This window comes from Staphylococcus sp. HMSC62B09 (assembly GCF_001839115.1).
Lineage (GTDB): Bacteria > Bacillota > Bacilli > Staphylococcales > Staphylococcaceae > Staphylococcus > Staphylococcus haemolyticus.
Window position 1 is genome coordinate 21,370 of the sequence record NZ_KV840121.1, and the last position, 17,833, is coordinate 39,202.

Here is a 17,833-nt window from a genome sequence, read left to right on the forward strand (position 1 = left end):
GTTTTTCGTTATTGATAAATATATAGTAATTTGATTCGAAACGAATAACTTTAATTGGCTTAGTATTAGCATGTCATTTTACTTTGACTCGGTAAAAGCATCGATGACTTTTCCCAATAGACGATTGAGTTCATGTACTTCATCATTACTTAAAGAAGAAGCATTCGCGACACTTTGAGATGCATCGCTTAATTCAGGTTTGATTTTTTCGCTTTTCTCAGTAAGATGAATAAATACTTCACGTTGATCAACTTCAGATCGTTCGCGTTTGATGAGGTCAACTTGTTCCATTCTTTTTAATAAAGGTGATACAGTACCAGTATCTAAAGCTAGTTCTGTAACTACCTTTTTAACATTTACAGGAGATTCATCCCATAAAATACTTAGCACTAAAAATTGTGGGTACGTAAGATTGTACTTTTTAAAGACTTTATTTGAATAGTAGCGATTAACTTGTCTTTGTGCATTGTACAAACTAAAGCAGAGTTGCTCTTTCAAATTATGTTGTTCAGACATTAAAGTTCTCCTCCAGACATTCTATCCGTCTCTCTATGTTTCGGATTAAATTTCGTCTATGTTGTATAAAATATAACTTGCAACACACTTCGTCTCAATGCCATGCTAAAATTAAAGTATGTTTAAATTCTAGAAGATATTTCTATTTTAATCAAGTGTAATCTAAAATAAATACATATATTATCATATTCAAATTAATTTTAAAAAGAAAAGAGATTTTAAAATGAGAAATAATAAAAATGAAAAAATATCAATTACAATCGTAAATGGCTTTTTAGGAAGTGGTAAAACTACATTTCTAAAACATTATATAGAGCAATTATTAAAAAAAGATGAGAAAATAACAATTATAATGAATGAATTTGGATCTTTTGACGTTGATAGTTTATTACTTGGAAATGATGTTTCTATTCATTCATTAATTAATGGCTGCGTATGCTGTGATTTAAATAACGATTTAGTTAACCAATTGAAACAGTTGATTGATCAAACAGATACGAGTCATATTCTTATAGAAGCAACTGGTTTAGCGCATCCCCTTGAGATTTATTCGGCTTGCCAAGACCCTACAATAATAAAAAATATTCATGAACCAACAATTATTGGTATTGTAGATGCACAAAGATTCACTAAAAAAGAAGTCTATAGTCCTTCAACAACTCAATTATTAGAAGAACAATTACGTTATAGTGATACGATAATACTAAATAAAACTGATTTAATAGGTGAAGAAGCACTTAACGACGTTAAAGAAAATTTAAATAAACTCAATCCACAAGCGCCTATAATTATTACCACTTATAGTCAATTTAATGATGAACAAATCAACGGTAAAGTGATTCAACATAATGAAATTCAACATAAACATACACATCATCATGGGATTCAGTCGATGCAGTATACATTTACAGCAGCAATAGACCGTCAGTTATTTTATCAATTTATTATGCGTTTGCCAGATAGTGTACTTCGCTTAAAAGGATTTGTGAAGTTTAGAGATCTACCAGAAGTAACATATGAATTTCAATATGCAATGGGCTTACCTGATTATGGCATTATCGATAAAGACGTACCGATGACTATCGTTATCATTGGAGAGTCATTAGATACAGATAGATTACGTAATCAACTTGATATGATTCAATTCACATAATATCGTTTTGTCACAGTTATGACATAGGCGTTTACTTTTTTATGTTTTATAATAAAAATAGGAGGGTTTGACCATGAATAACGAGGATAAACGTACGAAGCAAATTCGTTTTGAATTTAGATGTATTACGATTCCTTATACAGTTTTTGCTATTATCGTACTATTGTTTAATATATTTTATACTAACATTAAAGTGACAATGGCTTTATTCGGACTCTTTTTTGCATACAATTTAGGTATTTTATTCATAGCTTTTATTAATCGCTTCAAACGAACACTTATTTTATCTTTAATTTTGACTGTTTTGAGTGCGGCTACATTCTTTACGCTATTATATGTGTTTGGCTTAAATCGTGAAATTTTTGGTTAAATAATTTTGTTAAGAATGACATAGACTTTGTGATAGTCAGTAAGACGTTATCACAAAGTTTTTTTATGCTTAAAATAATATGAAAAGTGAATATTTTGTGTATTTTGTCACATTCCATCATCATTGAAGCGCTTTCTTGATATACTGAATTTGACGAATTAAGGGAGTGGTAACTATGGAAAAGTGCAGGCTACACAGGAGAATAACAACCTTTTAAAAAATAAAAAGGAAAAAAAGAGTAAAAGTGGTTATAAGCCATTTTGGATTATTATAAGCTTTACCATTTTATTAATTATCTTGTTATTACCAACACCAGCAGGGTTACCAATAATGGCAAAAGGAGCACTTGCCATCTTAGCGTTTGCCGTTATTATGTGGGTAACCGAAGCTGTGACGTATCCAGTATCAGCAACAATGATTTTAGGTTTAATCATTTTAATTTGTGGATTTAGTCCAGTCCAACAACTGTCAGAGAAACTAGGTAATCCAAAAGAGGGAGATAAAATATTATCTGGCACAGATTGGTTAGGCACGGGAAATGCATTAACGCATGCCTTTAGTGGATTTTCGACATCTGCGGTTGCATTAGTAGCAGCGGCATTATTTTTGGCAGCAGCGATGCAAGAGACGCAATTACATAAACGTTTGGCTTTACTAGTGCTATCAATTGTAGGTAATAAAACACGTAATATTGTTATCGGTGCAATCTTAGTTTCAATTTTACTAGCTTTCTTTGTTCCTTCAGCAACTGCAAGAGCGGGTGCAGTTGTACCAATCTTATTAGGTGTGATTGCCGCATTCAAAGTATCAAAGGAAAGTAAACTTGCATCACTTTTAATTATTACAGCAGTCCAAGCTGTTTCGATTTGGAACATTGGTATAAAAACAGCGGCTGCTCAAAATATTGTAGCTACTAATTTTATTAATCAGAACTTAGGACACGATGTGTCATGGGGAGAATGGTTCTTATATGCTGCACCATGGTCTATCCTTATGTCAATCGCGTTATTCTTTATCATGATGAAAGTGATGCCGCCTGAACATAAAGAAATTGAAGGCGGTAAAGAATTGATCAAAGAAGAATTAGATAAATTAGGACCAGTCTCTTTTAGAGAATGGCGTCTGATAATGATATCTGTGTTATTACTTTTCTTCTGGTCTACTGAAAAGATTCTACATCCTATAGACTCTGCGTCCATTACTTTAATTGCTTTGGCAATTATGTTAACACCTAAAGTTGGTGTTATTACATGGAAAGGTGTAGAAAAAACAATACCTTGGGGAACAATTATAGTATTTGGAGTAGGGATTTCACTAGGGAATGTACTATTAAAAACAGGCGCTGCACAGTGGCTGAGTGACCAAACCTTCGGGCTTATGGGGTTACAACATATGCCACTCATAGCTACTATTGCTCTTATAACACTATTTAATATCTTGATTCATCTTGGGTTTGCGAGTGCAACAAGTTTATCTTCGGCGCTTATACGAGTATTTATATCACTTACAGCTACATTACATTTAGGTGATCAATCGATTGGATTTGTTCTAATTCAACAATTTGTAATTAGCTTTGGTTTCTTATTACCCGTTAGCGCACCACAAAACATGCTTGCTTATGGTACGGGTACATTCACAGTTAAAGACTTCCTAAAGACAGGTGTACCACTAACGGTTATTGCCTATATCTTAGTGATTATATTTAGTTTGACGTATTGGAAATGGTTAGGATTGGTTTAAAGACTTTGGTTTTCCATTAGGTCGAAACATAAAGTTTTTGATTTTAATTATTGGGAAAAGGGTAAAGTTAATGAACCTTTAATAACAGGAGTGAAATGATGACTATAGGTGTAATACTAAATCGCGTTTTCCGAATTAATAATAATCCATTATTTGAATATATTCATCAAAATAAAGAGGATATTGAGAAATGCTACCTCATTATTCCACAGGAAATATTCGAAGAAGATGACACAGACATGAAAGCAAATTATTATTTTGGTGTAATGCAATCATTTCTAAATGACTTAAGACAGTATGATATTGAACCCTTCTTGTTAGACTATAGTGATTTAGGAGATTTTTGTGAAGATAAATCTATCAATGAAGTTATTGTTGCTGGCGATATTATGAGTTATCATCAAGAAAGTTATGATATTCGTCATTTAAAAAAGGCTTTTAACAAGCACAATATTACAGTTACCACAGTGCGTGCCAATCACTATTTCAAACCAAGCGCTACGATGAACAAACAAGGGGAACCATACAAAGTGTTTACCAGCTTTTATAAGGCACATCGTTCCAAACTAAGAAAGCATGACTCTTATGCCTATAAATTAAAGGACTTGTCCGATTTATTCGTGAAATCTCAGCAAAAGTTAAACCAAGATTATTCGAAGTTTGGCCTTTCAGAATCAAAAGCAATTAAAAAATGGAATGATTACATAGATCAAGACATACAAAATTATGAAACCAATCGTGAATATTTGCCTGAAGTTTTAACGAGTCAGTTAAGTATCATTTTAGCTTATGGCATAATAGACATTAAACAAATTGTTACTCAATTGTTAGAGCGTTATGAAGAGGACGAACATAATATTGAACAGTTTATACGAGAATTGATGTTCAGAGAGTTCTATTATGTGTTAATGACACAATATCCAAACACAGCTCATGAGGCATTTAATGAAAAATATCGTGACATTAAATGGGAGTATAATAAGGATGAATTTAAAAGTTGGTGTGAAGGACATACTGGTTTTCCAATAGTTGACGCAGCAATGACTGAACTAAATCAAACTGGATTTATGCATAATCGTATGAGAATGGTTGTTTCACAGTTTTTAACGAAAGATTTGTTCATTGATTGGACTTGGGGTGAGGATTATTTTAGAAGAAAATTAATCGATTTTGATTCCGCATCAAATGTACATGGTTGGCAATGGTCTGCATCTACAGGAACAGATGCTGTTCCTTACTTTAGAATGTTTAATCCAAGTCGTCAGAGTGAACGATTTGATAAAGATGCTTTATACATTAAAACGTTTATACCACAGTTAAATGATGTTACTCCTAAATTATTACATGAACCTATTAAACATGAAGCGGAGTTAGAACAAGAAGGTATTAAACTAGGTCAGGATTATCCAAAACCACTAGTCGATCATAAAGAAGCAAGAGATCATGTTATGTCAGTATTTAAACAAATATAAAAAATAATTGGAGTGAGACAGCAATCAAATTAAATGTTGTCTCACTCCAATTTACTTTTGTTAGAAGGGAGTGGGGCAGAAATAATATTTTCCAAAATTTATTACACCCCAGCTTGCTTAGCTTGTAGATTTTCTTGTTGAAAATCTCTTTGCTGGGGCCCCGCACCCCAACTTGCTTAGCTCGTGGAATTTCTTTAAGAAATTCTCTTTGTTGGGGCCCCGCACTCAACTACGTTTCATTACCTATATTAGAACTACTTACGTAAGTGTGTGAACACTTACTTTCACCAAGGTTTTGAGTGTTATTTTAAGGCAAATAAGCATATATATACGGCTACGTATTCTAAGAAAGTAACCAAATACATATATTTTAATCGTAGTTTGACATTTAATGGCACTTCCCATTTAGGATAACGGCGTTCATAATAAAAAATTTGAACGAGATACAAACCAATACCAAGTGGTAATAACATAAGGATAATACTATGTGTCATACTAAAACCATTTTTATGAAAGAAATGTCCAATAATGAGTTGTAAAGCAATAATAATGATTAGAAGAATCATAATGTGCCAAATCATTTTGCCACTCTCACTCCTTTCACGAATATAATGATTACGGTTTGTAGTAATACCATAAGTAAAATAAATGTTATGGATTGTGTATTTAAAGATGCAATCACCTGATGAATAATAGTGAAAGGTTCAGTGATTAAATGAACAGTATGGAATCTCAAAAAACGACCCATATAAATACCCAAACCATTTAAGAACATAAGCACTACAATTAGAGTACGATTTAGCCATAAGTTTGAAGTGAAATGCATCAAATTTATAAATATAAGAATCATACAATACATTGCTAAAAAGACGCCTAATAATAGGTAAGTAAAATACAGCCATTCCATAATATTTAATTGAACATAAAAATCAAATGTAAATTGATTTAAATGAATTAAATCCGTTAGCATATAAAACGTATTAGGCACTAGCAATACAAAAATTAAACCAAATATTAAAAATAGTGGCCATTCATATTTTTTTCTTGGCTTAAATAATCTTAATAGTAAACATAACTCAAATGGTATATAAGCTAAAAAGAGGTTTAAACTCATAAAATTAAAAACACGTGTTTCAAATAGTGAGAATGTGAAAAGTATTATGAAATATATTCTGGCAATATAACGCGAAGTCATGTTATACACTACTTTCTTTGAAAAAATAAGAGTTTATTTTAGTTAGTCAATGATTAATAATAAAGGTTACCTAAATGGTAATCAAATATTTAAGCATTATGTTTATCTAGTCAAAAGAAATTTAAAGATATAAAACGCTATTTTAATGTAATAAATGAGGAATACATATAATAACCCATAGATGCATATCTAAATATGTCATCTATGGGCTAATTTAATTTATACATTGCATTAAGGTCTTAATAAGTTCAATCCAGTTTCTTCATCATGTGTACGATTAACATCTAAGTTAGTCATTTGAATTACTATTTCAGCCGTAGCTGATACAATAGCTTTCGTTAAATGACCACTCAATGTTTGGAAATCACGTGTTCCGAATGTTCCATGTAAATGCGCAAATGGTTTATCATCAATATGTGAAATATTGCCAAGTAAACTTGTTAGTTCTAAAGCTTCATTAACTTCACGTGCTTCATATTTTTGAGTGTCTAAATTGTAAAAATTCAACGTTACGTTGTCACATGCGCCTATACCACTAACTGAACCGAATTTCATTTCTTGCTCCACAGCAAATTGTGTTAGGACTTCTACAAGATCTTCGCCTTTGTCTAGCACTAAAAGAAACGTTTGACCATCTTTATTATATTTCATCATCGTCACCTCAATTTGATAAGTTACCTACATTATACTAGCCAGTAAGTTTTATTGCTTAGAATTTAAATCTTACTATTGTAATATAGAAGTTAAATAGTATACAATGTCCTAATATTATGTAATTTTCAACTATATTATTAGACGTAGCTCATTTATATTTAAACAGAAGCGTGAATAAAATTGATCTTCAATGAAATGATGAAATTTACCGAACAAAAAATGAAATGAGGTGTCATCATGAAAAAACAATTATTTACATTGTACTTCAATATTTTCTTAATCTTTGTAGGTATCGGATTGGTAATACCTGTACTCCCCGTTTACTTGAAAGATTTAGGTCTAAAAGGTAGCGACTTAGGCATATTGGTAGCAGTGTTTGCCTTATCTCAAATGATTATTTCACCATTCGGTGGTACGATGGCTGATAAACTTGGAAAAAAATTAATTATTTGCATTGGTCTAGTTCTATTTGCCATATCGGAGTTTCTATTCGCTATCGGTCATCATTTTCCTGTATTAATCGCTTCTCGTATATTAGGTGGTTTTAGTGCAGGAATGGTAATGCCTGGTGTAACTGGTATGATTGCAGATATTTCACCAGCTAAAGACAAAGCCAAGAACTTTGGGTACATGTCAGCTATTATCAATTCAGGCTTTATTCTAGGTCCAGGAATTGGCGGATTTTTAGCGGAATTCTCTCATCGAGCTCCATTTTACTTTGCGGGAACTTTAAGTGTATTAGCATTTATCATGTCTTTATTATTAATTCATAACCCACGCAAAGAAACAACTGAAGGATTCCATTCAATCGAACCGGAAGTATTTACAAAAATTAACTGGAAAGTATTTATTACGCCAATTATTTTGACATTAGTACTGGCATTTGGTCTATCAGCATTTGAAACATTATTCTCACTTTATACATCTGAGAAAGCCAACTATACACCACGTGATATTTCAATCGCAATTGTTGGTGGTGGCGTAGCAGGAGCGGTATTCCAAGTCTTTTTCTTCGACAAATTTATGAAATACATGACTGAATTAACCTTTATTATCTGGTCATTACTCTATTCAGCGATTGTACTTGGTTTATTAATCTTGTCGCATAGTTATTGGACGATCATGTTTATTAGTTTTATCGTGTTCATTGGATTCGATTTGATTCGTCCAGCACTTACGAACTACTTCTCTAACATTGCAGGTAATCGTCAAGGTTTTGCGGGTGGATTAAACTCCACATTTACTAGTATGGGGAACTTTGTAGGTCCATTAGTAGCAGGCGCTTTATTTGATGTTAACGTGGAATTTCCTTTATATATGGCAATCATAGTTATGTTGTTCGGTATCGTGATTATTTTTGTTGAAAAAGCACTGCAAGCAACGAGACGTCGAAAACACACAACGAAGTAAAGACCATAGAATAGATAAGTAAGAGATAATATGAATATTAAATGGAATAGGCAATGACATCATTCGGTTTTAATTGAAAAATTGACGATGTCATTGCTTGTTTTTACATTTATGTTGTTAAATTGTAACAATATAGCGTCGATTATTAATAGAAGTATTACAAAGATTACAGTTATTTTAAATTGCAGTCTACATAATTATTTTTACTCTATATATATGTTAAGATAAATAAAAATTTAGAGAGAAATGTGGGTAAGGAGATGAATTTAAAAAACATACTTTTAGGTATGGTGGCTGTAATTTTATCGTTATGTCTAGCTTTCTTATTATTTATAGCTACAAACCAAAATGCCTTAGCTAGAGTGCATCAGACAATTTCTACATTTTCAAAGGTGAGTAGTGTCTCTGCAACTGAAAAAATGTTAGATATTACTACAAGTCACACAGCTAAAGCATCAGAGAAAAATGCCGATGAACGCAAAATGGAAACACACTATAATAAAATAGATTCCACTTCCCATGACAATGCAAATAGTAATAAGCATGAATATTCTTCTGAAGAATGTAGAATAATTGCTCAAAATTATACGAATCATCAATATGGTAAAGTGGTCAATTTAGAACGTAGTGGTGAAACGAATCAAGATATTACGTATCAATTGAATCCAAACCATCAATCACAAAGTAGTAATATTGCAGTAAATAAAACGGGTAAAATAGAAGCCTTATCTAATAACGCACAATGAGCGCGCCTTTTCTTATAATAGAGAAGAGCGCTCTTTTTATTTTTCATAGAAAACGTAGTAAGATTATAGTTAAAGATGAATTTGAGGTGAACGTGTATGAAACATAAGAAAACAAATGCGATGCGTATGTTAGACAGAGCCAAAATAGATTATGAAGTCAAAACATTTGAATTGGAAGATGGGCATATGGATGGTGAACGCGTTGCAGAATTAGTCGGTGAAAATGTCCATGATGTTTTTAAAACACTTGTATTAGAAAATGCTGAACATGATCATTTCGTATTTGTAGTTCCAGTCAGTGAGTCATTAGATATGAAAGCAGCGGCAAGTGTCGTTAATGAAAAGAAATTACAGCTAATGCCATTAGATAATTTGAAACAAGTAACAGGTTATATACGAGGTGGTTGTTCTCCAGTAGGTATGAAACATTTATTTCCAACTACGATTGATCAATCTGCTTCTTTACGCGAAAAAATTATCGTGAGTGGTGGACAACGAGGAATTCAAATTGTGTTACAACTTGAGGAGCTTGTTTCAATGACAAATGCACAAGTAGAAGACATTACTCAAAAATAGCAATATAGTGACAGATATTACAAATGGGATGACAAATTGTGTAATATCTGTTAATTTTTAAACCGAAATGAATGTTTTTGATTGATTTTGACAATTTGTGATTGAAAAATGTAATCGTACACATTATAATGTGAGTTGAAGCGGGGTGGTTAAATGATTTCTGAAAAAAGACATGACTTAATACTTCAGGAATTAAAGAAAAAAGATTTTCTCACACTCCAAGAATTAATAGAGCGAACAGGTTGCAGCGCTTCAACTGTTAGAAGAGATTTATCGAAATTGCAACAACAAGGTCGACTTCAAAGAGTTCATGGAGGAGCAACATTAAATAGTAATAGAAATAATGAACCAATTCTGTCGGATAAATTGTCGCAAAATTTAAAAGAAAAAAGAGTAATTGGTCAATTTGCTGCAAAACTCATCGAAGATAATGACTGCATTTTTATGGATGCTGGTTCATCAACGATTGAAATGATTCCATTCATTAAAGCACAAAATATTGTAGTGGTTACAAATGGATTAACACATGTTGAAAAGTTACTTAACCAAGGCATCAAAACTCTGATGATAGGTGGACAGGTTAAAGAAACAACATTTGCCACAGTAGGTGCTAGTGCACTTGATACCTTGAGTCGTTATTGTTTTGATAAGGCTTTTTTAGGAATGAATGGTTTAGATTTAAAATATGGTCTTACGACACCAGATGAAAAAGAGGCACTAATAAAAGAGAAGGCCATGGAACAAGCAAATCAATCATATGTTTTACTTGATCATTCAAAAATAGATGAAGTTTATTTTGCACATGTGCCAATTAGTCAAAACCATGTTGAAATGGTGGTTTCAAAGCAAACAATAGAACTTTCACATTTTGAACAATATAAAGAGAAGTACGTGTTTATAGGAGGTTAATCATGATTTATACAGTAACATTCAATCCATCTATTGACTACATTATGTTTACTAATGGATTTGAAATAAAAGGGTTAAATAGAGCGACATCTACTTATAAATTTGCAGGTGGAAAAGGTATCAATGTATCTCGTGTTTTAAAAACACTAGGTGTATCATCTACAGCATTAGGATTTGCTGGAGGTTTTCCTGGAGAATTTATAGCTCAGACATTAGAAGAAAGTCAAATTAAAACGGACTTTATTAAAGTTGATGATGATACACGTATTAATGTAAAACTTAAATCTGGTGACGAAACTGAAATTAATGCACCTGGACCGTCTATTACTGATGACCAATTCCTAGCATTATTAAATCAAATTAAACAGACAACAAAGGAAGATACAGTCATTGTTGCTGGTAGTGTACCTAAGAGTATTCCAAGTGATGCGTATGCTCAAATTGCAGAAATAACTCAAAGCACAGGTGCAAAATTGGTGGTTGATGCTGAAAAAGATTTAGTTAACACAGTGCTAAAATATCAACCATTATTTATTAAACCTAATAAAGATGAATTAGAAGAAATGTTTGATATGACTGTTGAGAGCGACCAAGATGTTGTTAAGTATGGTCGTGAAATATTAAAAGAAGGTGCACAATCAGTCATTATATCTTTAGGTGGAGATGGTGCAATTTATATAGATAAAGCACGTAGTATAAAAGCTCAAAATCCTAAAGGACAAGTTGTTAATACGGTTGGTTCAGGAGATAGCACTGTTGCTGGTATGGTGGCAGGTCTTGAATCCGGATTATCACTTGAAGATGCATTTCAACAAGCTGTTGCTTCTGGGACAGCAACAGCATTTACTGAAGATTTAGCGACAATAGAAGATATAGAAAAAATTAAATCACAGGTTACTATTACAGTACTTGATGGGGAGTAAAATTAATGAGAATAACAGAATTACTAACAAAAGATACAATTGCTATGGATTTATCAGCGTCTGATAAAAATGGTGTCATTGATAAATTAGTGAATCAATTAGATAAAGCTGGCAAGTTAAGTGATATTGCTAAATTTAAAGAAGCAATCCATAATCGTGAATCACAAAGTACAACAGGTATTGGAGAAGGAATTGCTATTCCTCATGCAAAAGTAGCAGCAGTAAAATCTCCAGCCATTGCTTTTGGTAAATCTAAGGAAGGTGTGGATTACCAAAGTTTAGACGGTCAACCAGCACACTTATTCTTTATGATTGCTGCTCCAGAAGGTGGCGCACAAACACACTTAGATGCACTAGCTAAATTATCTGGTATTTTAATGGATGATAAAGTGAGAGAAAGCTTACTACATGCTAACTCTCCTGAAGAAGTGCTTCAAATTATTGATAATGCGGATGATGAAGCAACTAAAGAAGAGGAAAAAGAAGTACAAGAACAAGAGGCAGCGACCGCTGGTGCGACAAGTGGTTCTGCAAATACGACAGATACTAATGAGCCTTATGTATTAGCTGTTACAGCATGTCCTACAGGTATCGCACATACTTATATGGCTCGCGATGCATTGAAAAAACAAGCCGATAAAATGGGCGTTAAAATGAAAGTTGAAACAAATGGTTCAGGCGGTATTAAAAACCATTTAACTCAACAAGACATCGAACGTGCGACAGGTGTTATCGTAGCTGCAGATGTTCATGTTGAAACAGATCGTTTCGACGGTAAAAACGTAGTTGAAGTACCAGTTGCTGATGGTATCAAACGACCAGAAGAACTTATTAACACAGCACTTGATACAAGTCGTAAACCATTTGTAGCACGTGGTGGTAACTCTAAATCTACAGATAGTGAAAGTAATGAGAAACAAAGCTTTGGTAAAGCGTTCTATAAACACTTAATGAACGGTGTATCAAATATGCTACCTTTAGTAATTGCTGGTGGTATCTTGATGGCTATTGTATTCTTATTCGGGGCTAACTCATTTGACCCTAAAAGCTCTGAGCACAACGCTTTTGCAGAACAATTATGGAATATAGGTAATAAGAGTGCCTTTGCCTTAATCATTCCAATCTTATCAGGTTTCATCGCTCGTAGTATTGCAGATAAACCAAGTTTCGCAGCTGGTTTAGTTGGCGGTATGTTAGCAATTTCTGGTGGTTCTGGATTTATCGGTGGTATTATTGCAGGTTTCTTAGCAGGTTACTTAACACAAGGTATTAAATATATTACACGTGGCTTACCACAAGCAGTTGAAGGTTTAAAACCAACGTTAATTTATCCATTATTAAGTGTAACTATCACTGGTTTATTAATGATTTATGCATTTAACCCGCCAGCAGCATGGTTAAATAACTTATTATTAAATGGATTAAATAGCTTATCAGGTTCAAATATTGTATTACTTGGTTTAGTTATCGGTGCAATGATGGCTATCGATATGGGTGGACCATTTAACAAAGCAGCATATGTATTCGCCACAGCAGCATTGACAGAAGGAAATGCCGCACCAATTACAGCAGCAATGGTAGGCGGTATGATTCCACCATTAGCAATCGCAACAGCAATGATATTCTTTAAACGTAAATTCACTAAAGAACAACGTGGTTCTATCGTGCCAAACTATGTGATGGGCTTATCATTCATCACTGAGGGTGCAATTCCATTTGCTGCAGCTGACCCATTACGTGTGATCCCATCAATGATGGTAGGTTCAGGTGTAGGTGGTGCAATTGCATTAGCATTAGGTTCAAGAATCAATGCACCACACGGTGGTATCATTGTTATTGCAGCGACTGACTTTAGTCATATCTTACAAACATTAATTGCTTTAATTGTAGGTACTCTTGTTTCAGCAATTATGTATGGTTTATTGAAACCAAAAGTAACTAAAAACGAAATTGAAGCTTCAAAAGCTATGGATGAATAGAAATAAAAATCTCTTGCCCTAATAATTGGGCAAGAGATTTTTTAATACTTTAATTTATTCTTCATAACTAGACGAGGAGTCTATATTATCAAGATTAAGACAAGATAATGAATTCATTATGAATTATGTCTTACTTCATTTTTGTCTTAGTCATAAATTACAGTGATAATAAAACATTATCATTTCAAATTGATATAGAGTCATTAAAATATGTAAAAATGGGTAGACATATGAGAGTATGTCATAGGAAGAAAAGCGTTTTAGTGATAAAGAATTTATGCTTTGTGACTTCCAAGCGCTTTAGTGTAGTCCTCTCTTGACTATTACGCAATATTAGTTTTAAATGATAAGTTGTAACTTTTTAATCAAAAGCGTTACAATCAACTATTGGTAATTAATATATGATAAAATAAAAGTAATACATTTTTTCGGGGGTGTCGCAATGGGAAGGTCTTAACATGTGTTTATATCGTCAAAGTACATTACGAATTAAATTCGTGTTACCCATATGGGACACATTTATTTGGAGGTGAATCCCTAGGAATAGGGAATTAATTGGATACAGTGACCTTAATAAATTTAGTAATATTTTTTCTATTAATAGCATTAACAACAGTATTCGTAGGTTCAGAATTTGCATTAGTTAAAGTACGTTCAACGCGTATTGAACAATTAGCTGAAGAAGGTAATCGTAGCGCTAAAATTGTCAAAAAGATGATTGCGAATCTTGACTATTATTTATCAGCCTGTCAATTAGGTATTACAGTTACTTCATTAGGATTAGGTTGGTTAGGGGAACCAACATTTGAAAAATTGTTGCATCCTCTATTTAACTTATTACAGTTACCTGATGCATTAACTACAACAATCTCATTTGTAATTTCATTCATCGTAGTGACTTACTTACACGTAGTATTAGGTGAATTAGCACCGAAATCTATAGCAATTCAACATACAGAAAAATTAGCCCTAACTTACGCTAGACCATTGTACTATTTCGGTAATATAATGAAACCTTTGATTTGGTTAATGAATGGTTCAGCACGTGTGATAATTAGAATGTTGGGTGTTGATCCAGACGCTCAAACTGATGCTATGTCAGAAGAGGAAATTAAGATCATTATTAACAACAGTTATAATGGTGGAGAAATCAACCAAACAGAATTAAACTATATGCAAAATATCTTTTCATTTGATGAGAGACATGCAAAAGATATCATGGTACCACGTACTCAGATGGTGACTTTAAATGAACCATTTAATGTTGACGAATTATTAGAGACGATTAAAGAACATCAATTTACACGTTACCCCATTACTGAGGATGGAGACAAAGACCATATTAAAGGTTTCATTAACGTTAAAGAATTCTTAACAGAGTATGCTTCTGGGAAACCTATCAAAATCAATAATTATATCCATGAATTACCAATGATTTCAGAGACAACTCCCATTAGTGATGCGTTAGTTAGAATGCAACGTGAACACGTACATATCAGTTTAATTATTGATGAGTACGGTGGCACAGCTGGTATTTTAACAATGGAAGATATTCTTGAAGAAATTGTCGGTGAAATACGTGATGAGTTTGATGATGATGAAGTAAATGACATCGTTAAACTTGGTGAAGATACGTATCAGATTAATGGACGTGTCCTTCTTGATGACCTCAATGAAAAATTCAACATTGAATTTGAAGATTCAGAAGACATTGATACAATAGGTGGTTGGCTCCAAGCCCACAACACTAATTTACAAGTTGAAGATCATATCGATACGCAATATGATCGTTGGATTGTGTCTGAAATGGACAATCATCAACTAGTTTGGGTTGTACTTAAATATGAGTTCATCGATAATAGACTAACATTCGGTAAAGTCGAAGATGAAAGTGAAGATAAAAAAGATAATAGCGATGAAAGTCGTGAATAATTTAAAGAGTATTGGATGAATTAATATTATACAAAGCTATATCGCAAATTTGCATAAGCTGACTGAGCTGAGAAGGCGCTCTAAATGAAGTGTTTCTCAGTTCTTTTCAATTTTGAGGGCTGGGACAACGAATTCTAAAGAATTCAGTCCCAGTCCTTTTAATTGTTCAATACACTCGATTAGAGTTATCCTAATTATTAATAGATTAAAAATTATCAAGAACGTTAGGAGAATATATTATGGTAAATGACACACAAATTTTAAACAATGGTTATCCGATGCCGAGACTTGGCTTAGGTGTCTATAAGGTTACAGATGAAGAAATGGAAACAGCGATTCAAGCTGCATTAGATGATGGTTATCGTGCATTTGATACAGCATATTTTTATAACAATGAAAAAGCACTCGGTAAAGCACTAAAAAATAGTGGAGTGCCTCGTGAAGACTTGTTTATTACAACTAAACTATGGAACGACCATCAAGGTTATGATAGTACACTTGAATATTTTAATCGCTCATTAAATAATTTAGGTTTAGAATATATCGATTTATATTTAATTCACTGGCCTTGCGAAAAAAATGAACTTTATATTGAAACATATAAGGCATTAGAAAAATTATATGAAGAAGGTAAAATAAAAGCAATTGGAGTATGTAACTTCAAAGTGCATCACTTAGAAAAATTAATGCGTGAAACTAATATTGTACCTCAAGTTAATCAAATTGAAGTACATCCTTACTTTAATCAACAAGAAGTCCAAGATTTCTGTGATAAGCATGATATAGTAGTTACTGCATGGATGCCATTAATGAGAAACAGAGGATTGTTAGACGATCCTACTATAACAAAACTAGCAAAAGCGTATGATAAAACACCAGCGCAAATCGTATTACGTTGGCACGTGGCACATAATCGTGTTGTCATTCCAAAATCTAAAACACCATCACGTATAAGAGAAAATCATGATATATTTGATTTCAACCTAGAACTAACAGAAATAGCTGAAATAGATAGTTTAAATCGCAATGCGCGTCAAGGTAAAGATCCTGATGAAGTGAGTATAGGTGATTTAAAATAAATTGGTTTCTATTAAATGGAATCAGACATTGAAAATTATAGAATGATTGTATATTTTTTTATTTAATTTTTATTAATTATTTGTTAATTACATAGTTTTTAGTAGAATAGTTATTTATTTTATTGATAAAATAGTACTAAGAATGATGAAAAGGATGTAATTTAATGAAAATCAGAGTCATTGTGCCTTGTTTTAACGAAGGTGAAGTCGTAACAAAAACTTACGACAAATTGACTGAAATTTTGATGAAAGATAGCTTGGACAAAGGGTATGATTATGACCTTTTATTTGTCGACGATGGTAGTAAAGATAACACAATCGACCATGTTCAACATTTAGCAAGCTTAGATCTGCATGTTAAATATATTTCTTTCAGCCGAAATTTTGGTAAAGAATCAGCAATGATAGCTGGTTTTCAACATAGTGTGAAATGTGACGCTGTGGTGATGGTAGATGGAGATTTACAGCATCCACCAGAATTCATTCCACAAATGATAGAAGAATTCCAAGAAGGGTATGACCAAGTTATTGCTAAGCGAGATCGAACAGGAGAGAACATAGCCCGTAAGTCAATGACTAAGTTATATTATAAATTGATAAATAGCTTTGTCGAAGACATTGAATTCATAGATGGTGTCGGTGACTTTAGATTATTGAGTCAGCGTGCAGTTAAAGCAATGGCTTCTCTTAAAGAATATAATCGCTTTTCAAAAGGTTTATTTGAATGGATTGGTTATAATACTAAAATCTTTACATATCAAAATGTAGAACGAGAAGCGGGTCATTCTAAATGGACATTCACTAAATTATTAAATTATGGTATTGATGGGCTAATTTCATTTAATAATAAACCTTTACGTGCGATGATTTATCTAGGAATGACGATATTCAGTTTAAGTATCGTTTATATCTTGTATCTGCTGATAGGTATAATGGTCAATGGCATTAATAATCCTGGTTATTTTACAACGATAGCTGCGGTATTACTTATTGGCGGAATTCAATTGATTTCTATTGGTGTAGTAGGTGAATATATTGGACGAATTTACTATGAAGTTAAGCAACGACCTAAATATATTGTGCAAGCATCAAATTTAAAAGAACCAACGCACGATCTCAAAGTAGTAGAGCAAGAGAAAGAAAAAGTACATTAATAAAAATCAAAATAAACGCTTGAAG

Annotated in this window: 17 protein-coding genes; 13 read left to right on the forward strand and 4 right to left on the reverse strand. The window is 32.7% G+C overall.

Annotated elements, in window-relative coordinates:
• Positions 1 to 78 precede the first annotated feature (78 nt).
• Positions 79 to 516: a global transcriptional regulator MgrA gene (locus HMPREF3265_RS03515; RefSeq protein ID WP_070861037.1), complete on the reverse strand. Its 438-nt coding sequence runs from the start codon at positions 514 to 516 to the stop codon at positions 79 to 81.
• 223 nt (positions 517 to 739) lie between these two features.
• Between HMPREF3265_RS03515 and HMPREF3265_RS03520 the strand changes: the two genes are divergently transcribed.
• From HMPREF3265_RS03520 to HMPREF3265_RS03535, 4 genes are all read left to right on the forward strand, one after another.
• On the forward strand, positions 740 to 1,669 hold the full coding sequence (locus HMPREF3265_RS03520) for a CobW family GTP-binding protein (protein ID WP_070861038.1): 930 nt from the start codon (positions 740 to 742) through the stop codon (positions 1,667 to 1,669).
• Between the two features lie 73 nt (positions 1,670 to 1,742).
• Complete coding sequence (locus HMPREF3265_RS03525) at positions 1,743 to 2,039, forward strand: hypothetical protein (protein ID WP_037536459.1); 297 nt, start codon at positions 1,743 to 1,745, stop codon at positions 2,037 to 2,039.
• A 183-nt stretch (positions 2,040 to 2,222) separates the two neighbouring features.
• Entirely contained in the window at positions 2,223 to 3,779 is a 1,557-nt protein-coding gene (locus HMPREF3265_RS03530; RefSeq protein WP_070861039.1) for an SLC13 family permease, read from the forward strand.
• Positions 3,780 to 3,877: 98 nt separating this feature from the next.
• Positions 3,878 to 5,251 carry a cryptochrome/photolyase family protein gene (locus HMPREF3265_RS03535; RefSeq protein ID WP_070861040.1) on the forward strand — a complete coding sequence of 458 codons (1,374 nt, stop codon included), beginning with the start codon at positions 3,878 to 3,880 and terminating at the stop codon, positions 5,249 to 5,251.
• A 302-nt stretch (positions 5,252 to 5,553) separates the two neighbouring features.
• On the opposite strand, the gene HMPREF3265_RS03545 is transcribed toward HMPREF3265_RS03535, so the two are convergent.
• From HMPREF3265_RS03545 to HMPREF3265_RS03555, 3 genes are all read right to left on the reverse strand, one after another.
• Positions 5,554 to 5,832 (reverse strand): hypothetical protein, encoded by a 279-nt coding sequence (locus tag HMPREF3265_RS03545; RefSeq protein WP_011276462.1) that lies wholly within the window; start codon positions 5,830 to 5,832, stop codon positions 5,554 to 5,556.
• Positions 5,829 to 6,446, reverse strand: a complete 618-nt coding sequence (locus tag HMPREF3265_RS03550; protein ID WP_070441877.1) for a DUF1361 domain-containing protein — start codon at positions 6,444 to 6,446, stop codon at positions 5,829 to 5,831. The genes HMPREF3265_RS03545 and HMPREF3265_RS03550 overlap by 4 nt, the downstream gene beginning before the upstream one ends.
• A 231-nt stretch (positions 6,447 to 6,677) precedes the next feature.
• Positions 6,678 to 7,097: a PPC domain-containing DNA-binding protein gene (locus HMPREF3265_RS03555; protein ID WP_070861042.1), complete on the reverse strand. Its 420-nt coding sequence runs from the start codon at positions 7,095 to 7,097 to the stop codon at positions 6,678 to 6,680.
• Between the two features lie 240 nt (positions 7,098 to 7,337).
• On the opposite strand from HMPREF3265_RS03555, the gene norA reads away from it, so the two are divergent.
• The 9 genes from norA to HMPREF3265_RS03600 all read left to right on the forward strand — a co-directional run bounded on the left by norA (position 7,338) and on the right by HMPREF3265_RS03600 (position 17,808).
• Positions 7,338 to 8,510: a multidrug efflux MFS transporter NorA gene (gene norA / locus HMPREF3265_RS03560; protein ID WP_070861043.1), complete on the forward strand. Its 1,173-nt coding sequence runs from the start codon at positions 7,338 to 7,340 to the stop codon at positions 8,508 to 8,510.
• A gap of 260 nt (positions 8,511 to 8,770) precedes the next feature.
• A complete protein-coding gene (locus HMPREF3265_RS03565) occupies positions 8,771 to 9,256 on the forward strand; it encodes a hypothetical protein (protein WP_070441871.1) in 486 nt (161 codons plus the stop codon).
• A 96-nt stretch (positions 9,257 to 9,352) separates the two neighbouring features.
• Positions 9,353 to 9,832 carry a Cys-tRNA(Pro) deacylase gene (gene ybaK / locus HMPREF3265_RS03570; RefSeq protein WP_070861044.1) on the forward strand — a complete coding sequence of 160 codons (480 nt, stop codon included), beginning with the start codon at positions 9,353 to 9,355 and terminating at the stop codon, positions 9,830 to 9,832.
• Positions 9,833 to 9,985: 153 nt separating this feature from the next.
• Positions 9,986 to 10,741 carry a DeoR/GlpR family DNA-binding transcription regulator gene (locus HMPREF3265_RS03575; RefSeq protein WP_070441868.1) on the forward strand — a complete coding sequence of 252 codons (756 nt, stop codon included), beginning with the start codon at positions 9,986 to 9,988 and terminating at the stop codon, positions 10,739 to 10,741.
• A 2-nt stretch (positions 10,742 to 10,743) separates the two neighbouring features.
• Positions 10,744 to 11,664, forward strand: a complete 921-nt coding sequence (gene pfkB / locus HMPREF3265_RS03580) for a 1-phosphofructokinase (protein ID WP_070441865.1) — start codon at positions 10,744 to 10,746, stop codon at positions 11,662 to 11,664.
• A 5-nt stretch (positions 11,665 to 11,669) separates the two neighbouring features.
• Entirely contained in the window at positions 11,670 to 13,643 is a 1,974-nt protein-coding gene (locus tag HMPREF3265_RS03585) for a PTS fructose transporter subunit IIABC (RefSeq protein ID WP_070861045.1), read from the forward strand.
• Positions 13,644 to 14,198: 555 nt separating this feature from the next.
• A complete protein-coding gene (locus HMPREF3265_RS03590) occupies positions 14,199 to 15,575 on the forward strand; it encodes a hemolysin family protein (protein ID WP_070441859.1) in 1,377 nt (458 codons plus the stop codon).
• A gap of 239 nt (positions 15,576 to 15,814) precedes the next feature.
• Positions 15,815 to 16,654: an aldo/keto reductase gene (locus tag HMPREF3265_RS03595; protein WP_070441856.1), complete on the forward strand. Its 840-nt coding sequence runs from the start codon at positions 15,815 to 15,817 to the stop codon at positions 16,652 to 16,654.
• Between the two features lie 164 nt (positions 16,655 to 16,818).
• Complete coding sequence (locus HMPREF3265_RS03600) at positions 16,819 to 17,808, forward strand: glycosyltransferase family 2 protein (RefSeq protein ID WP_070861046.1); 990 nt, start codon at positions 16,819 to 16,821, stop codon at positions 17,806 to 17,808.
• Positions 17,809 to 17,833 lie beyond the last annotated feature (25 nt).